We start from the raw sequence: 16027 nt of genomic DNA on the forward strand, positions 1-16027 counted from the left end.
GCACAGCATTCCTTCGTCGAAGGCCACGGATTCGCACCTGCGAACCGTGGCCTTCGTCGTGGGACACCCCTCGACGCCGTTCACGGATCTCGCCAGATCTGTCGAGTTCGACACCACCGTGAATCGCAGCAGAAGAGGAGAACGACGTGTCACCCGCCACCACCCGGACGACATGCCGCACCGACGACACCACGACCGACCGGTCCGTGGCCGCCATCGACGACTTCGTCGCAGATCAGTTGCCGTGCCGCCGAGCCGATCCGGATCTCTGGTTCGCCGAGTCGCCCGACCGTCTCGAACGCGCCAAGCAGCTGTGCGCACACTGCCCCATCAGGTCGGGGTGCCTCGACGCGGCGCTCGACCGTGCCGAGCCGTGGGGAGTGTGGGGCGGCGAGATCTTCGATCAGGGAGTCGTCATCGCGCGCAAGCGGTCTCGCGGCCGTCCCCGCAAGAACCCGGTTGCACCCGCACCGTCCGTCGTCTGTGCTTGACGGTCGGTGCGGGTGTCGCCCGGCTACTCGGCGAACCCGGGCATCCACTCGGTGAGAATCGCCATGTACGGAGCATTCGCGTCGAGCTGGGCGCAGATGCCCACCGATCCCAGGAGAACGCGGAAGATCACCGCGTACCGCGGCGGCAGATTGAGGGACCGGGCCGTACGGAACTGCGGACCGTTGAAGTCCGCGGCCTTGCCTGCCGTGCCCTGCAGCCACTTTCGAGTGAAGTGGAACGACTCGGTCTTGATCGGATCGGTGAAGGGGCGGAGATAGTCGGCGATCTCCTGCTCGGTGACCTCGCGGCCGGGAATCACGAATCCCGTCTCGCGCAGCAGTTCCGTCAGCTCGTCGAACTCCTCGTCGCGCGAGAGTCGCACCATCCGACCGAGTTCCGGGGGCAGACCGTCGGGGAGAGTGAGGCACGCACCGAAGTCGATGACGCCGAGCCTGCCGTCGGCGAGCAACTTGAAGTTGCCGGGGTGCGGATCGCCGTGGATGCGGCGGACGCGCTCCGCCGATTCGAAGTGGAAGCGGGCCAGGTTCTCGCCGGCGGTGTTGCGCTGCTCCGCGGTTCCGGTGGCGATGACGGAGGAGAGGGACGTTCCTTCCATCCACTCCGTGATGACCACCTTGGGAGCACTCGCCACGACACGAGGCACGGCGAATCTTTCGTCCCCGTCGTAGACCGCGGCGAACGCACGCTGGTTCTCGCCTTCGATCCGGTAGTCGAGTTCCTCCTCCGTGCGCGCCGACATCTCGTCGAGGACGGCCTTCACGTCGGTTCCCGGCACGATGGTGCCGAGGATGCCGACGAAACGCGACAGCGTCTTGAGGTCGGCCTTCAGCGCCTCGTCCGCACCCGGGTACTGGATCTTGACCGCCACGTCGCGACCGTCGGACCAGGTCGCTCGGTGCACCTGACCGATGGAGGCCGACGCGGTGGCCGTGTCGTCGAAGTCGGAGATGCGCGAGCGCCACCCGGTGCCGAGCTGTTGATCCATCACCCGATGGACCGTCGCGATCGGCATCGGGGGCGCCTCGGCCTGCAGCTTGGTCAGCGCCTCGCGGTAGGGCTCTGCCATCTCCTCGGGTACGGCCGCCTCCATGACGCTGAGAGCCTGACCCAACTTCATCGCTCCGCCCTTGAGTTCGCCGAGGACGGCAAACATCTGCTGGGCGGCCTTGGCGCTGAGTTCGGCGTCGATCTCCGCACGATTTCCGCCCGCGAGTTTGCGTCCGAAGCCCATCGCTGCGCGGCCTGCCATCCCGAGGGGGATGCTGGCCAGCTTGGCTGTCCGGGCGGAACTGCTGCGGGGGATGTCGGGCATGACTCCATCATGTCTGACGATCGGCCGACGCGCCGCGACGGCCGAGACCCGGCCGCGCATCCGTGACACGTCACACCGTCCGTCACCGACGAGCGCAGGTGCACAACAGGTGACGCGGCCATCGTCGACGGCGGGTGGCCGCGGCGACGAGGTCCACCTCCAGGCTGTGCCCGACGGTCATCGGTGCGGGCGAGTCCGCGTGTGCGTCGAGGAACTCGGTGACCTGCGCGACCGCGAACGCCGCGGTGGCGGCGATGGTGGCGCCGCTCGCGGACCCGACGGTGCCGAGTAGCTGCGCGGCGAGGTGCGGCCATTCCCGGTCGTAGTCGCACCGCGTCAGCTCGACGCACTCGAGGCAGGGCGTGTGTCCGGGCAGGACGAGCGGACCCACCACGCCGACGCCGTCGCGCAGCCGCACGGGAAGGTGCGGGATGCCGTCGTCCATGAGCACCCGGGAGACCTCGGGAGCACAGAGCACGGTGTCCGCCACGACCACGCAGTCGACGTCCGCGTGTCTGTGGGGGAGCGACACGTGCCGGCGCTGGACGCGGCCCGTCGGGGACAACCCGATGGACACCGCATCCGACAGGGGACCGCGTCCCAGAACGAGGACCGTGCGGACGGCGGACGACCGCGGACGACGACGTCCGAGCACGCCCAGTCGTTCGAGTTCGGCCTGCACCGCGGTGAGCGCTGCCGCGTCCACGCCGAGTTCGGCTGCACGCCAGTAGACGTCGGGTATCGACCGTCGTCCGTCCAGGAGACGCAGCACCGAGGCCATGACGGCCGGTGTCACGCCGTCCGGCGGGGTGAGGACCACCCGGCGCTCGGGATGCCAGCCGACCTGCAGCCGACCGTCTCGGCGCACGAGGAGCGTGACCGACTCGGCCAGGTGCGGGAGGCCGTCCCGGTCGGCGCGCGTGCGGGCGATCTCGGGCGAGCTCGCGTGGCGTGTCTCCGTCATGCGCAGACGATGGCACGCCCCACACTGCGGACGGGGGTGTCCCGCGCCGCTTGTCCACAGGCTTACGGCGCTCCGACCTGCGACGCAGTCACGCGGGCGTCGGGAAGTCCCAGGTCGGCGGAATCAGACGGGGGCGGGGCCCTCGTCGTCTCCCTCGGCCTTCTTCTCGGCCGCGCGCTTGCGCTCGAACTCCTCGAGCTGAGCGATGGGGTCGTCGAAGGACCCGGTGTCCCCGCCCACGATGCGATCGATGAAGGACGACGAGTCGTCGAGGTCCGCGGTGTCGGGCAGCAGATCGGGGTGGGCCCACACACCGTCGCGGCCGTCGATACCCGCAGCGTCGGTCAGTCGACGCCACAGATCGGCTGCTTCACGCACCTTGCGCGGCCGCAATTCGAGGCCGATGAGCGTCGCGAAGGTCTGCTCGGCCGGGCCGCCGGACGCGCGACGGCGCCGCATCGTCTCCGACAGCGCGGACGCTCCCGGCAGCCGCTCGCCCAGAGCGGTGGTCACCACCGTGTCCACCCACCCCTCGACGAGGGCCAGCAGTGTCTCGAGGCGCTCCAGGGCCGCCTTCTGCTCCGGGGTCGTCTGCGGCTCGAACGCACCCTGCTGCAGGATCTTCTCCAGCTGGCTCGGGTCGGTGAGCGCGGACGGATCGATACCGCGGGCCGCCTCCTCGATGGCACCGAAGTCCATCCGGATGCCGCGCGCGTACTCCTCGACGGTGGCCAGAACGCGCTGACGCAGCCACGGCACGTGCGAGTAGAGACGGTGGTGGGCGACCTCGCGCGCGGCGAGGAACACGAGGACCTCGCGCTCGGGCAGCTCGGTGCCCTCGCTGAACACCGCGACGGCGTCGGGAAGCAGCGCCGCAGTGTCCGAGGGGCCGAGCGGCAGGCCGATGTCGGTCGAGGTGAGGACCTCCTTGGCCAGCTGGCCCAGCGCCTGGCCCAGCTGTGAGCCGAACGCCATACCGCCCATCTGACCGAGCATGCCGATCATCGGACCGACCATCTGTTGCGCCTCCGGCGGCAACGCGGAGGTCCACATGCCGGAGATCTGCTCGGCGACGGGATCGCACAACCGCTTCCACGTGTCGAGCGTGTTGTCCAACCATTCCTGCGGAGTCCACGCCTCGGTGCGCACCGCGCCGGCCGGGAGGATGGTGGCCTCGTTCAGCCACTGCTCCGCCAGGTGCGCCGCGTCGACGACGGCGGACTTCGATCCCTCCCGCACGGGGGTGGTGGACCCGATCTGCTGGAGGGCCAGCTTCTTCGCCAGGTCGTAGTTCACCGGTCCCGACGTGGCACCGGATCCCATCCCGCTGAACATCTGACCCATCTGCGTGAACATCTGGCCGAGCGCCGCCGGATCGAAACCCTCGGCGCCGAAACCGAATCCGCCGGCACCACCTCCGGGCGTGCCGGAGCCGCCGCTCGACCCCTCGTTCTTGTCCGGGTCGTCGTCGGAATTGGAGAATCCGAAAGGCGTGTTGGTCATGGTTCAACGGTACAAGCCGAACACGGGTTCGGCGGCGATGCCGAGTGCGCCGAGCGCGAACACAGCGACGCCGCGGGCGACGTCGACGCGTCTCCCCGACAGCGTTGACGGTGTCGTTCTCTACTGTGGTGACGTGAATCGAAGGATCGCGACGCTCCTGGTCGCTCTGTTGCCGGTGGTCGTCCTCGGAGTTCTGGGATCTGCGGTCACCGTTCCGTTCGCGGCCCTCGGGCCCGGACCGACGTTCGACACACTCGGTGAGGTGGACGGCAAGCCCGTCGTGGACGTCCAGGGCACCGACGTCGATCGGCCGTCCGGCCACCTGAACATGACGACCGTGGCGGTGCGGGACGAGTTGACGGTGTTCGACGCCCTCGGCCTCTGGCTCAGCGGCAGGCAGGGGCTGGTCCCGCGCGACGAGATCTACCCGCCCGATCGCAGCCGAGAAGAGGTCGAGAACGCCAACCAGGCCGACTTCGCGGAATCCGAGGACAGTGCGGAACTCGCCGCCTTGGATCACCTCGGACTGCCCACGGTGCTCACGGTCGCGCAGATCGGCGACGACAGCCCCGCGGCGGGCGTCCTCGAGGAGGGTGACCGAGTGACCGCGATCGACGGCGCGCCCGTGTCCACTGTGGCCGACGTCCAGAAGGCTGTCGGTGCCGTGAATCCCGGCACGACCATCTCGGTGGACGTCACGCGGGACGGCGCGACGACGACGGAGAACGTCACCGTCGCCGCCCGTCCGGACGACGCCGAGCGCGGCTATCTCGGCATCACCCCGGAGGAGACACCGGACGTGCCGTTCACCGTGGAGTTCAATCTCGCCGACGTCGGCGGCCCGTCCGCCGGACTGATGTTCTCGCTGGCGGTGGTGGACAAGCTCAGTCCCGGCGACCTCAGCGGCGGTGCCTTCGTCGCCGGCACAGGAACGATCGACGCCGACGGCGTGGTGGGTCCCATCGGCGGGATCCCGTACAAGTTGGTCGCCGCACGCGAGGCCGGCGCGACGATCTTCCTCGTTCCCGCGGACAACTGCGCCGAGGCGGCGCCGCGGACGCCGGAGGGGCTACGCCTGGTGAAGGTCACGAGCCTGGACGATGCGATCGGGTCGCTCGACGCTCTGGCCGGTGGGGGAGACGCCCCGTCCTGCTCGTGACGATCCGGGTGCGAACGCTAGTAGTCCTCGTCCTCGGGATCCGCGTCGAGCGTGGCGTGCAGCGCCGCGACGACGTTCGGCGCCAGGTTCTCGTAGGTCAGTAGCTCCGGCGCCTCGTCGAAACTGCTGTCGTCCTCGTTCTCGGGACGCAGCTGCAGCAGGGCGATGGACGGACCGTCCCGAAGTACGGCGACGATGAGCCGCCCGTCGCGCCGGTCGGGGTGCTCCTCGGCCGTGAGGCGCGCGGCCTGGTCCGCCGCGTCGCGATCCGCCAGGAGCGGAGCGAGGGCGCTGTCGAGATCCGATTCGGCCTCGGGCGGCAGAACGACGATCTCCTCGACCAGTGCGCACCCGGCGACCGAGGCCGGCCAGGTGGTCGTGCCGAGGAACTCGTCGAGCGCGTGCGATCCGCCCGCGACGTCGGCGGGCAGCCGCTCCTGGGCGACAGGGGTCAGGTCGGCGCCGTCCTCGAGCTGGTCGAGCAGGCTGGGCTCCGCGGCCGCCAGATCCTCGGTCGGGACCAACGCGAACAACTGAGGCCCCTGGTCCCACCCGCCGGCGTCCACGTAGTCGACGACCTCGCGCACACAGCGGGCGAGGGCGCGTTCGGCGCGGGCGTCCCCGGATTCGGGATCGAACCACTCGCTCCCGGTCACGATGCATCCTCGTTGTCACTCACCGCTCCATCCTCGCATCGAGGGCTAGAGTCGTGGACGTCGCCACGGCGGGACACTTCGCGTTCGAGGGTGTCCGTACAGTGGTCGAAAACGGACATGTGGTGTCGTCACGGTGGTGTCACGAGGCGACGGCGCGCGAGATCTTGGAGTGTGGCACGTGGGCATGAGGCCCCCAACCGGTTTACCGTCGTTGTCGAGACGGAGCCGTACGTTACTGGTCCTGGCGTTGGTTCTGGCCGCGCTGTTGCTCATCGGTCCCCGGTTGGTGGACACGTACACGGACTGGTTGTGGTTCGGGGAGGTCGGCTTCCGCAACGTCTTCACGACGGTGCTCCTCACTCGCGTGATCACGTTCCTCGTCGTCGCTCTGCTGGTGGGCGGCACGGTGTTCGGTGCTCTCACCGTCGCCTACCGGTCGCGTCCGGTCTTCGTACCCACGGCCGGACCGAACGATCCCATCGCTCGCTACCGCACCACCGTCATGTCGCGTCTGCGCGTGTTCGGTATCGGCATCCCGGTCGTCATCGGCCTGCTCTCCGGCCTTGTCGCACAGGGCAACTGGGTCACGGTGCAGATGTTCCTGCACGGTGGATCCTTCGGCGTGCAGGATCCGCAGTTCAACCTGGACGTCGGCTTCTACGCCTTCGATCTGCCGTTCTACCGGTCGATCCTCAACTGGCTCTTCGTCGCCGTCGTCATCGCCTTCTTCGCGGCACTGGTCACGCACTACATCTTCGGCGGCCTGCGCCTCAGCGGCCGCGAGGGTGCGCTGACCAAGTCGGCGCGCATCCAGTTGGCCGTGCTCGCCGGCACCTTCGTCGTCCTCAAGGCGGTGGCGTACTGGTTCGATCGTTACGCACTCTTGTCGAGCAGCCGTAAGGAGCCCACGTTCACGGGCCCCGGCTTCACCGACATCAACGCCGTCCTGCCCGCGAAGCTCATCCTGCTGGCCATCGCCGTCATCTGTGCGGGTGCCTTCTTCGCGGCGATCTTCCTGCGCGATCTGCGGATCCCGGCACTCGCCACCGCGCTTCTCGTCCTGTCGTCGATTCTCGTCGGCGCCGTCTGGCCGTTGGTCGTCGAGCAGTTCTCGGTGCGCCCCAACGCTGCCGACAAGGAGCGGGCGTACATCGAACGGAACATCGAGGCCACCCGAGCCGCCTACGGCATCACGGACGACACCGTGACCTACGAGGACTACACGGGCGTCGGTTCCGCGTCGCCTCGGGACGTCCCCGCGGACCAGACCACCATCGCCAACACCCGTCTGCTCGATCCGAACGTGCTCTCGCGCACCTTCACCCAGCAGCAGCAGCTCAAGAACTTCTACGGGTTCCCGTCCACGTTGGACGTCGACCGCTACGAGATCGACGGGCAGCTCCAGGACTACATCGTCGCGGCGCGTGAGCTGTCTCCCAACAGCCTCACCGGCAACCAGACCGACTGGATCAACCGCCACACGGTGTACACGCACGGCAACGGTTTCGTGGCGGCCCCGGCCAACCGCGTGAACGCCGCCGTGCAGGACGCGACGAGCACCGAGTCGAACAGCAACTCCGGGTACCCGATCTACACCGTCAGCGACCTCGCGTCGCAGGCCGCGGACGACCAGGTCATCCCGGTGGAGCAGCCCCGCATCTACTACGGCGAGGTCATCGCGTCGTCCAACCCCGACTACGCCATCGTCGGTGGCAGCGAAGGCTCGGACGGCCGCGAGTACGACACCGACACCTCGCGCTACACCTACACCGGTTCGGGTGGCGTGAGCATCGGCAACTGGTTCAACCGGTTGGCGTTCGCGGCGAAGTACACCGAACGCAACATCCTCTTCTCGGGCGCCATCGGCGACGACTCGAAGATCATCTTCAACCGCGATCCTCGTGAGCGCGTGCAGAAGGTCGCACCGTGGCTGACCGCGGACGGCAACTCCTACCCGGCCGTGGTCGGTGGAAAGATCGTCTGGATCGTCGACGCGTACACCACGCTGGACCAGTACCCCTACGCGCAGCGCAGTTCGCTCGAGGGACTGGTGCAGGACAGCATCGACGCCAACACGGGTCGACTGCTTCCGCGTGACGAGGTGTCCTACATCCGCAACTCGGTCAAGGCCACCGTCGACGCCTACGACGGGTCCGTGAACCTGTACCAGGTGGACGACAACGATCCCGTCCTCGCCGCGTGGATGGGCGCGTTCCCGGGTGCGGTCCAGCCCGAGTCGGCGATCTCCGACGAACTGCGTCAGCACTTCCGCTACCCCGAGGATCTGTTCAAGGTCCAGCGCGAGATGCTCGCCAAGTACCACGTCAACGATCCCGGCGAGTTTTTCACCAACAATGCGTTCTGGTCGGTTCCCAGTGACCCGACCGTCGAGGGTGGCACCAACCTCAACCAGCCGCCGTACTACGTCCTGATCGGTGATCCGGACACGGGCCAGCCGTCGTTCAGGTTGACCAGTGCGATGGTGGGCTTCAACCGAGAGCTGTTGTCCGCGTACATCTCCGTGCGCTCCGATCCGGAGGGTTACGGCGAGTTCACGGTGCTGCAGTTGCCCACCGACACGCAGACTCAGGGTCCGCAGCAGGCGCAGAACTCGATGACGTCGGACACCCGTGTGGCGTCGGACCGAACGCTGCTGCAGCAGTCCAACAGGATCCAGTACGGCAACCTGCTGACACTGCCCATCGCCAACGGCGGAATCCTCTACGTCGAGCCGCTGTACACCGAGCGCAACACGACGAACACCTCCACGTTCCCGCAGTTGTCCCGCGTACTCGTGAGCTATCGCGAGCCGGGTGCGGGCGGCGGAGTCCGCGTCGGGTACGCGGCGACGCTGGCCGAGGCACTGGACCAGGTGTTCGGCTCCGGTACGGGCAGCGTGGCGACCGCGCCGGGCGGTGAGGCGACAGAGCCCCAGCCGGACAACGGCTCGTCGACCGGCACCACCCCGGCACCCACCGAGGGGTCTGCCACCACGCCTCCGTCCACGTCGGCCGCACCCGCTGCGCCCGTCGACCGGACGGCCGCGGTGAACAACCTCAACAGTGCGCTGGCAGCAGTGCGGACCGCGCAGCAGTCGGGTGACTTCGCCCAGCTCGGTACCGCGTTCGACAACCTGCAGCGCGCGATCGACCAGTACAACAGCACCGGGGGATAGTCGGCCCGGTAGTCACGACCGAAGCCCCGTCACTCGTCACGAGTGGCGGGGCTTCGTCGTGAGCGCGGGTCGTTGTGTTCGGGTCGTTGGGCGCGGGTTCCAGCGCCCCGCACGCGTTGCCGCCGGCGGGTGGGGGTGTGCGGCTTGTGCGACGTGTGCGGATGGCAGTGGTGGTATCGGGGAGCCGGGTTGCGGGGGAGCCGCTGCGTCGACCCGCACGGGTTCCAGCGCCCCGCACGCGTTGTCGCCGGCGGGTGGGGGTGCGCGGCTAAGGAAACGTGTGCGGATCGCCTGCGCCGACGACGGGGCCGGGGCGTGGCCGGGTGTGGGGGAGCCGCCGCGTCGACCCGCACGGATTCCAGCACCCCGCACCCCTTCCCGCCTGCTGGAGGGGGTGTGAGCCCCGAGCGCAGGGTGCAGATCGCGTCGCGGGGCCGGTGCGGCGACACCAGGGCACCAGCAGACGCCCCGCACACGACGAAGCGGGCGCACCCGATGATCGGGTGCGCCCGCTTCGGACGTTCGAGAGGATGCTCTAGCGAGCGAGGCCCGCGAGGACGCCGGAGTTGGCGGCCACGAAGTCCTGGTACTGCTGGCCGACGCCGTACTGCTGGGCCAGTGCTGCGCCCTGCTCGACGGCGGACTGCACGGGTGCCGGTGCGGCGGGTGCAGCAGGCGCGGGAGCGGGTGCCGGTGCGGGCGCCTCGGCGACCGACGTGGTGCCCGACGAGAGGTACTGGCCGCAGGTGGGCCATGCGCCGACGCCCTGGGTCGCGAGAACGTTCTCGGCGACGCGGATCTGCTCGGCCTTGGAGGCGCTGGACGCGGTGCCGGAGCCGCCGTTGGCCGCCCAGGTGCTCTGCGAGAACTGCAGGCCACCGTAGTAGCCGTTGCCGGTGTTGATGCCCCAGTTGCCGCCGCTCTCGCACTGTGCGACGCCGTCCCAGTTGTGGGCGGGTGCTGCGGAGGCGGTTCCGGTGCTCAGGACGAGCGGTGCGGCGACGACGGCGCCGGTGACGGCGGCCCATCCGAGCGCTCGGGTGGTGAAGTTACGTGCAGTGGTCATGCGGGGTAGATCCTCTCAGCGCTGGTCGACGTGAGCGCGCAGGCGAGTGACGCCTGCATTCGCTCGAATCCCTGCCCCCATCGAGTCGGGTCTCCGATCCCGCGGGGCAGAAGAATCCAGCGGCGGGTCGGCCTGGCCCTTGTTTCGGGCCGAGCGCGACGGTAACGAAACAATCACGAGCCGTCACCCGGCCCTCTGGCGAGGTCGGAAACGGGCGAGATGATGGGTTCGTGACATCTCTGCAGGTCATGACGGATGACAACCGTCTCGTGTCCTCTTCGTGACCCCATCGTTATGTGAGGGGGAACACGGGTGAAAAGAGACCGCGGTCACCCTCCGAGGCTCGATCTCGTTGCTCATCAGGCGATTTGCAATTCACCGACGCCGTCCGGTAACTTCTTGTTCAGCAAGAACGCAGTACAGCTTGCACCGCAGACGGAGCCGAAAGGTTCTCGACGCTGACGCGGGGTGGAGCAGCTCGGTAGCTCGCTGGGCTCATAACCCAGAGGTCGCAGGTTCAAATCCTGTCCCCGCTACCACCACGAAAGGCCCGACAGTCTCAGACTGTCGGGCCTTTCGCGTTGCCGCAGGCACCGGCGTCGACTCGATCGGATCAGAGCGACGTCGGTGCCTGGTGCTCAGTGAGAGATGTCTGGATCCGCCGACGTCATGCCCGTGCTGGGCGCGTCGTTCTCGTCGACGTCCCCGCCGGCGTCCGTACGGTCCCCCGAGTCGTCCGTCTCGTCCAGATCGACGGCGTCCGCACCCTCGAGGTGGGTGAGGCCCACCTCGGCCTCCGCGACGAGGCCCTTGGCTTTGTCCTCGATCTTCTTCGCCCAGTCCGACATGGCAGTCTCCCTCGTGTTCGCCGTGCTTCGTCCGTTCCAGCTTGCCAGAACAGCAGAAAGGCCCGGCACACGTGCCGGGCCTTTCTCAGGGTCGCGTGACCGTCACTTCAGCTCGGCGGACGTCTTCCCGAGCACGCGGCGAGCCACGATCAGCTGCTGGATCTGCTGGGTGCCCTCGAAGATGTCGAGGATCTTCGAGTCGCGTGACCACTTCTCGAGCAGCAGGTGCTCGGAGAAGCCGAGCGTGCCGGCCAGTTCCACCGCCTTGAGTGTGATGTCGGTGGCGCTACGGCCTGCCTTCGCCTTGGACATCGACGCCTGCAGCGAGTTGGGCTCCTTGTTGTCCGCCATCCACGCAGCGCGGAGAGCGAGCAGGTAAGCAGCCTCCCAGTCGGCCTCGAGCCGGATGTACTCCGCAGCAGCGGCCGACTGGCTGTAGGTGGCAGCGTCGTAGTCGATGACCACTCCGGCGTCGGTCAGGATCGACCGGAGCTCCTCGAGCGCTGCACGGGCGACTCCGATGGCCATGCCGGCGACCAGAGGACGGGTGTTGTCGAACGTCTGCATGACGCCGGCGAAGCCCTTGTCCGTGTCGACGTCCGGGGAACCCAGGAGGTTGTCCTTCGGAATGCGGCAGTTGTCGAGGAGCAGGGCTGCGGTGTCGGACGCCTTGATGCCCAGCTTGTGCTCGAGGCGTGCGACGGACAGGCCCGGTGCGTCCCGCGGGACGACGAAGGACTTGATCGCGGCGCGGCCCTTGGTCTTGTCCACGGTGGCCCACACGACGATGTGCGTGGAGCGCTCGCCGGCCGTGACGTAGATCTTCTCGCCGTTGAGGACCCACTCGTCACCGTCGAGTACCGCGGTGGTGCTCACGGCGGCCGAGTCGGAACCGAACGAGGGCTCGGTGATGGCCATCGAGGCCCACACCTTGCCGAAGCGCTCGAGCTGCTCGTCGGTGGCGACGGCGGCGATGGCGGAGTTGCCGAGGCCCTGGTAGGGGATGGACAGGGTCAGACCCACGTCGCCCCAGCAGGTCTCGATGACGTTGACCAGAGCGGACATGTTGCCGCCGTTGGCATTTGCGGTCTTGCTCGGCTTCGGAGCGTCGCCCTTGGCCTCACGGCCGCCCTTGGCGCCGCCGATCTCACCGCCGGCGTCGCTCATGCCCTCGATCATGGCGGCCATGGTGTCGAGCTCGACCGGGTAGGCGTGCTCCGCCAGGTCGTACTTGCGCGACACGGGGCGCATGATCTCGGCCGCGACCTGGTGAGCCTGGTTGGCCGACGCCCTGAGCTTGCGAGGAAGTTCGAGATTGATCATGAGAGTTCCAATCGAAAGGTGGGGTGTCGGATCAGATCAGGACGATGCCCTCGGCAACGCCGACGGCGCGGAGATCGCGGTACCAGCGCTCGACCGGGTGCTCCTTGGTGAAACCGTGTCCGCCGAGAAGCTGGACACCGTCGAGGCCGATCTGCATGCCCTTGTCCGTCGCGAGTCGTCGGGCGAGCGAGGCCTCGCGTGCGAAGGACAGTCCCTGCTCCGCACGGGACGCACCACGCTGAATGACCAGGCGCAGACCGTCGAGCTCGATCGCGATGTTGGCCACCATGAAGGCGACGGCCTGACGGTTGCTGATCGGCTCGCCGAACGCGGTGCGGTCGTTGACGTAGGGGACCACGTAGTCCAGGACGGCCTTCGATGTGCCGGCGGCCATGGACGCCCAGCCGAGACGCGCGAGCCGGATGGCGTCGGTGTAGTCGGACACGTGGGCGTCCGCGTCGCCGTCGCCCAGCAGGTTGGCCTCGGGTACGGCGACGCCGTCGAGATGCAGTCGGCCGATGCCCGCTGCACGCAGACCCATGCTGGGGTCCGCCTCGACACTCAACCCGGCGCTGTCCGACTCGACGATGAAGAGAGCGGGACGGCCGTCGAGTTCGGCGGCGACGATGAACAGCTCGCAGGCGGCGGCCGACGGTACGAGGCTCTTGACGCCCGTGAGCTTGTAGCCGCTGGGGGAGCGGACCGCCTTGGTCTGCAGCGCGAACGGGTCGAAGAGCGCGCGCGGCTCGTTCACGACGAGAGCCGCACTGGGTACCTTCTCACCCGTGAAGGACGGCAGGTACGTCTTCTGCTGAGTCTCGGTGCCCCACTGCGTGAGCGCCACCGCCACGCCGCTGGGGGCGAGGATCGGCAGGGCCAGGCCCATGTCCCCGTACGCGAGCGCCTCGGCGACGAGGGCGTTGGTGACGGCGCCGCGCTCACTGGCCGCGCCCTCGAGGTTCTCGGGGACGTTGATGAGGGTGATGCCCAGTTCGGCGGCGCGAGCGACGAGGTCGTCCGGCGATGCCGCGGCCTCGTCGGCGTCGTGCGCTGCCGGGCGCATGATCTCCTCGGCGAACTCGAGCACCGTCTCGACGATCATCTTCTGCTCGTCGTCGGGAGTCAGGTCGAAGTAGTCGAGTCCCTTGGTGGAGGACTCGGGCAGACGCTCGGGCTTGCCTCCGCCGGACACCTTGGAAAAGGTCCGGGTGGCGGCACCGAGCGTCTTGAAGCCGGTCTTCGTGCTCTCGTACGTGACACGGTCGATCGTCTGGCGCAGGTTGTACTTCTCGGCCAGGTCGGAGCCGGAGAGCTTGGTGAGCACGCGCATCGCGGTTCCGATGGCGTCGCGTCGGATCGGGTTGAGCCCGACCGCTGACGTGTCGCGCACCGGGCGCCGAGACGCATCGGTCTTGGTCGTGGGGGCGCTGTCGTTCTTCGTCATGATCACCCAGCTGTTCTCGGTGTTCGGTCGTGGACGGGACCTATCTTACTCGTCGGTAAGTTCGGTGTCTACCGTCGAGTAAGGTCGGCGCGTCAGGCGCCCGAGGACGGCGTCGTGCAGAAGCGCGTTCGACGCCACCGCGCTGCCCCCGTGCGGCCCCGCCGCACCGTCGAGAGCGGTGAAACGGCCGCCCGCCTCCCGTACCAGCACGTCGAGCGGAGCCAGGTCCCACAGTGATACTTCGGGCTCGGCGGCCACATCGATCGATCCCTCGGCGACCAGGCAGTACGAGAGGAAGTCGCCGTAGCCGCGGACGCGCCACACCTCGTCGGTCAGATCCAGGAAGTTCTCTCGCAGACCGGCGTCCCTCCACCCGCTGAGGCTGGAGAATCCCAGGCTCGCCGAGGACGGAGACGCCACCGACGACACCGACAACCGTCGCGGCTCGTCGGCACCGAAGCGTGCGAACGCTCCCAGCCCGTCGGCCGCCCACCATCGCCGCGCGAGAGCGGGAGCGCTGACCACTCCCACGACCGGCACGCCGTCGGAGAGCAGCGCGACCAGCGTCGCCCAGATCGGCACACCGCGGACGAAGCTCTTGGTGCCGTCGATGGGATCGAGCACCCACTGACGCCCGGAGAGGACGGCGTCGCCGCCGAACTCCTCGCCCAACACCGCATCGCCCGGTCGGACCTCGCCGAGCAGCCGCCGGATCTCGGTCTCGACGGCCAGATCCGCGTCCGAGACGGGGGTGAGATCCGGCTTGTCCTCGATGCGCAGGTCCACGGCCAGGAATCGCGCCGTGGTGATGGCGTCGGCCGCGTCCGCGAGACGGAGGGCGAGGGTGAGATCGTCGGCGAGGTCGGTCACGGCACAGGACGTTACTGCGGTGCGGGCCCGTCGGTCGTTGCCGGTAACCTCGGGCGCGTGCATCCTGACGTATCCGCTGACATCGCCGAACTCGACACCACCCTCAAGACCGTGGAGTCGGTGCTCGACATCGAGGAACTCCGTCGCCGGATCGACGAGCTCGAACACCAGGCTGCCGACCCCGAGCTGTGGAACGACCAGGACCACGCCCAGCAGGTGACCAGCGCGTTGTCGCACGCGCAGACCGAGTTGCGGCGGGTCGAGGCGCTGCGCCAGCGGCTCGACGATCTTCCGGTGCTGTACGAGCTCGCCGAGGCGGAAGAGGGCGAGGCCGCCGCCGAGGCGCTCGCGGAGGCGGACGCCGAGCGCGTCTCCCTGCACACCGACGTCGAGCTGCTCGAGGTGCGGACCCTGCTGTCGGGTGAGTACGACAAGCGTGACGCGCTGGTCAACATCCGGTCCGGCGCCGGCGGGATCGACGCCGCGGACTGGGCCGAGATGCTGATGCGCATGTACATCCGCTGGGCCGAGAAGCACGGATACGGCGTGGAGGTCTACGACACCTCGTACGCCGAGGAGGCCGGCATCAAGAGCGCCACCTTCGCGGTGAAGGCGCCCTACAGTTACGGAACTCTGTCGATCGAGCAGGGCACGCATCGTCTCGTGCGCATCAGCCCCTTCGACAACCAGGGTCGCCGCCAGACGTCCTTCGCCGAGGTCGAGGTGCTGCCGGTCGTCGAGACCACCGATCACATCGAGATCCCCGAGAACGACATCCGTGTCGACGTGTACCGCTCGTCGGGACCGGGTGGTCAGTCCGTCAACACCACCGACTCCGCCGTGCGGCTCACCCACATTCCGACCGGCATCGTCGTCACCTGCCAGAACGAGAAGTCGCAGCTGCAGAACAAGGTGTCCGCCATGCGCGTGCTGCAGGCCAAGCTGCTCGAGGTCAAGCGCAAGGAGGAGCGCGCCGAGATGGACGCCCTCAAGGGCGACGGCGGCAGCTCCTGGGGTAACCAGATGCGCTCGTACGTCCTGCACCCGTACCAGATGGTGAAGGATCTGCGGACCGAGTACGAGGTCAACAACCCGTCCTCGGTGCTCGACGGTGACATCGACGGCTTCATCGAGTCGGGCATCCGCTGGCGTATGCGTGCAGAGCAGGAGTAACAGGTGAGCGCCTTCTGGCCA

At 68.3% G+C, this 16027-nt stretch carries 13 protein-coding genes and 1 tRNA gene; 5 read left to right on the forward strand and 9 right to left on the reverse strand.

What is annotated here, in order from left to right; translation table 11 throughout:
• Positions 1-146 precede the first annotated feature (146 nt).
• The gene (locus QRN16_RS18695) at positions 147-491 is read left to right on the forward strand and encodes a WhiB family transcriptional regulator (RefSeq protein WP_502944015.1); all 345 of its coding nucleotides are present in this window, start codon (positions 147-149) and stop codon (positions 489-491) included.
• A 23-nt stretch (positions 492-514) separates the two neighbouring features.
• On the opposite strand, the gene QRN16_RS18700 is transcribed toward QRN16_RS18695, so the two are convergent.
• The 3 genes from QRN16_RS18700 to QRN16_RS18710 all read right to left on the reverse strand — a co-directional run bounded on the left by QRN16_RS18700 (position 515) and on the right by QRN16_RS18710 (position 4292).
• Entirely contained in the window at positions 515-1825 is a 1311-nt protein-coding gene (locus tag QRN16_RS18700; RefSeq protein WP_027506825.1) for an ABC1 kinase family protein, read from the reverse strand.
• An 82-nt stretch (positions 1826-1907) separates the two neighbouring features.
• Positions 1908-2789 (reverse strand): hypothetical protein, encoded by an 882-nt coding sequence (locus tag QRN16_RS18705; protein WP_285188881.1) that lies wholly within the window; start codon positions 2787-2789, stop codon positions 1908-1910.
• Between the two features lie 123 nt (positions 2790-2912).
• Positions 2913-4292 (reverse strand): zinc-dependent metalloprotease, encoded by a 1380-nt coding sequence (locus QRN16_RS18710; RefSeq protein ID WP_027506823.1) that lies wholly within the window; start codon positions 4290-4292, stop codon positions 2913-2915.
• 133 nt (positions 4293-4425) lie between these two features.
• Here QRN16_RS18710 and QRN16_RS18715 point away from each other — a divergent pair, with 133 nt between their 5' ends.
• On the forward strand, positions 4426-5451 hold the full coding sequence (locus QRN16_RS18715) for a YlbL family protein (RefSeq protein ID WP_056448064.1): 1026 nt from the start codon (positions 4426-4428) through the stop codon (positions 5449-5451).
• Between the two features lie 17 nt (positions 5452-5468).
• On the opposite strand, the gene QRN16_RS18720 is transcribed toward QRN16_RS18715, so the two are convergent.
• Complete coding sequence (locus QRN16_RS18720) at positions 5469-6107, reverse strand: PPA1309 family protein (RefSeq protein ID WP_231476446.1); 639 nt, start codon at positions 6105-6107, stop codon at positions 5469-5471.
• A gap of 178 nt (positions 6108-6285) precedes the next feature.
• On the opposite strand from QRN16_RS18720, the gene QRN16_RS18725 reads away from it, so the two are divergent.
• Positions 6286-9282 carry a UPF0182 family protein gene (locus tag QRN16_RS18725; protein WP_222638652.1) on the forward strand — a complete coding sequence of 999 codons (2997 nt, stop codon included), beginning with the start codon at positions 6286-6288 and terminating at the stop codon, positions 9280-9282.
• Positions 9283-9817: 535 nt separating this feature from the next.
• Here QRN16_RS18725 and QRN16_RS18730 read toward each other — a convergent pair.
• Positions 9818-10348: a transglycosylase family protein gene (locus QRN16_RS18730; RefSeq protein WP_027506819.1), complete on the reverse strand. Its 531-nt coding sequence runs from the start codon at positions 10346-10348 to the stop codon at positions 9818-9820.
• 462 nt (positions 10349-10810) lie between these two features.
• Here QRN16_RS18730 and QRN16_RS18735 point away from each other — a divergent pair.
• Positions 10811-10887 (forward strand) — tRNA-Met (locus QRN16_RS18735).
• A 99-nt stretch (positions 10888-10986) separates the two neighbouring features.
• Here the strand turns inward: QRN16_RS18735 and QRN16_RS18740 are convergent.
• From QRN16_RS18740 to QRN16_RS18755, 4 genes are all read right to left on the reverse strand, one after another.
• The gene (locus tag QRN16_RS18740; protein WP_037186691.1) at positions 10987-11196 is read right to left on the reverse strand and encodes a hypothetical protein; all 210 of its coding nucleotides are present in this window, start codon (positions 11194-11196) and stop codon (positions 10987-10989) included.
• A gap of 102 nt (positions 11197-11298) precedes the next feature.
• Positions 11299-12519: an acyl-CoA dehydrogenase family protein gene (locus tag QRN16_RS18745; protein WP_056447862.1), complete on the reverse strand. Its 1221-nt coding sequence runs from the start codon at positions 12517-12519 to the stop codon at positions 11299-11301.
• A gap of 31 nt (positions 12520-12550) precedes the next feature.
• On the reverse strand, positions 12551-13969 hold the full coding sequence (locus QRN16_RS18750; protein WP_027506817.1) for an acyl-CoA dehydrogenase family protein: 1419 nt from the start codon (positions 13967-13969) through the stop codon (positions 12551-12553).
• Positions 13970-14008: 39 nt separating this feature from the next.
• The gene (locus tag QRN16_RS18755) at positions 14009-14833 is read right to left on the reverse strand and encodes an inositol monophosphatase family protein (protein ID WP_285188887.1); all 825 of its coding nucleotides are present in this window, start codon (positions 14831-14833) and stop codon (positions 14009-14011) included.
• 57 nt (positions 14834-14890) lie between these two features.
• On the opposite strand from QRN16_RS18755, the gene prfB reads away from it, so the two are divergent.
• On the forward strand, positions 14891-16006 hold the full coding sequence (gene prfB, locus QRN16_RS18760) for a peptide chain release factor 2 (protein WP_027506816.1): 1116 nt from the start codon (positions 14891-14893) through the stop codon (positions 16004-16006).
• Positions 16007-16027 lie beyond the last annotated feature (21 nt).

It is taken from the genome of Rhodococcus sp. MEB041, from assembly GCF_030208955.1.
GTDB lineage: Bacteria > Actinomycetota > Actinomycetes > Mycobacteriales > Mycobacteriaceae > Rhodococcoides.

Excerpts from the sequence above, each read along its gene's own strand:
- QRN16_RS18700 (WP_027506825.1), bottom strand. The coding sequence starts at position 1,825 with ATGCCCGACATCCCCCGCAGCAGTTCCGCCCGGACAGCCAAGCTGGCC.
- QRN16_RS18705 (WP_285188881.1), bottom strand. The coding sequence starts at position 2,789 with ATGACGGAGACACGCCACGCGAGCTCGCCCGAGATCGCCCGCACGCGC.
- QRN16_RS18710 (WP_027506823.1), bottom strand. The coding sequence starts at position 4,292 with ATGACCAACACGCCTTTCGGATTCTCCAATTCCGACGACGACCCGGAC.
- QRN16_RS18730 (WP_027506819.1), bottom strand. The coding sequence starts at position 10,348 with ATGACCACTGCACGTAACTTCACCACCCGAGCGCTCGGATGGGCCGCC.
- QRN16_RS18740 (WP_037186691.1), bottom strand. The coding sequence starts at position 11,196 with ATGTCGGACTGGGCGAAGAAGATCGAGGACAAAGCCAAGGGCCTCGTC.
- QRN16_RS18745 (WP_056447862.1), bottom strand. The coding sequence starts at position 12,519 with ATGATCAATCTCGAACTTCCTCGCAAGCTCAGGGCGTCGGCCAACCAG.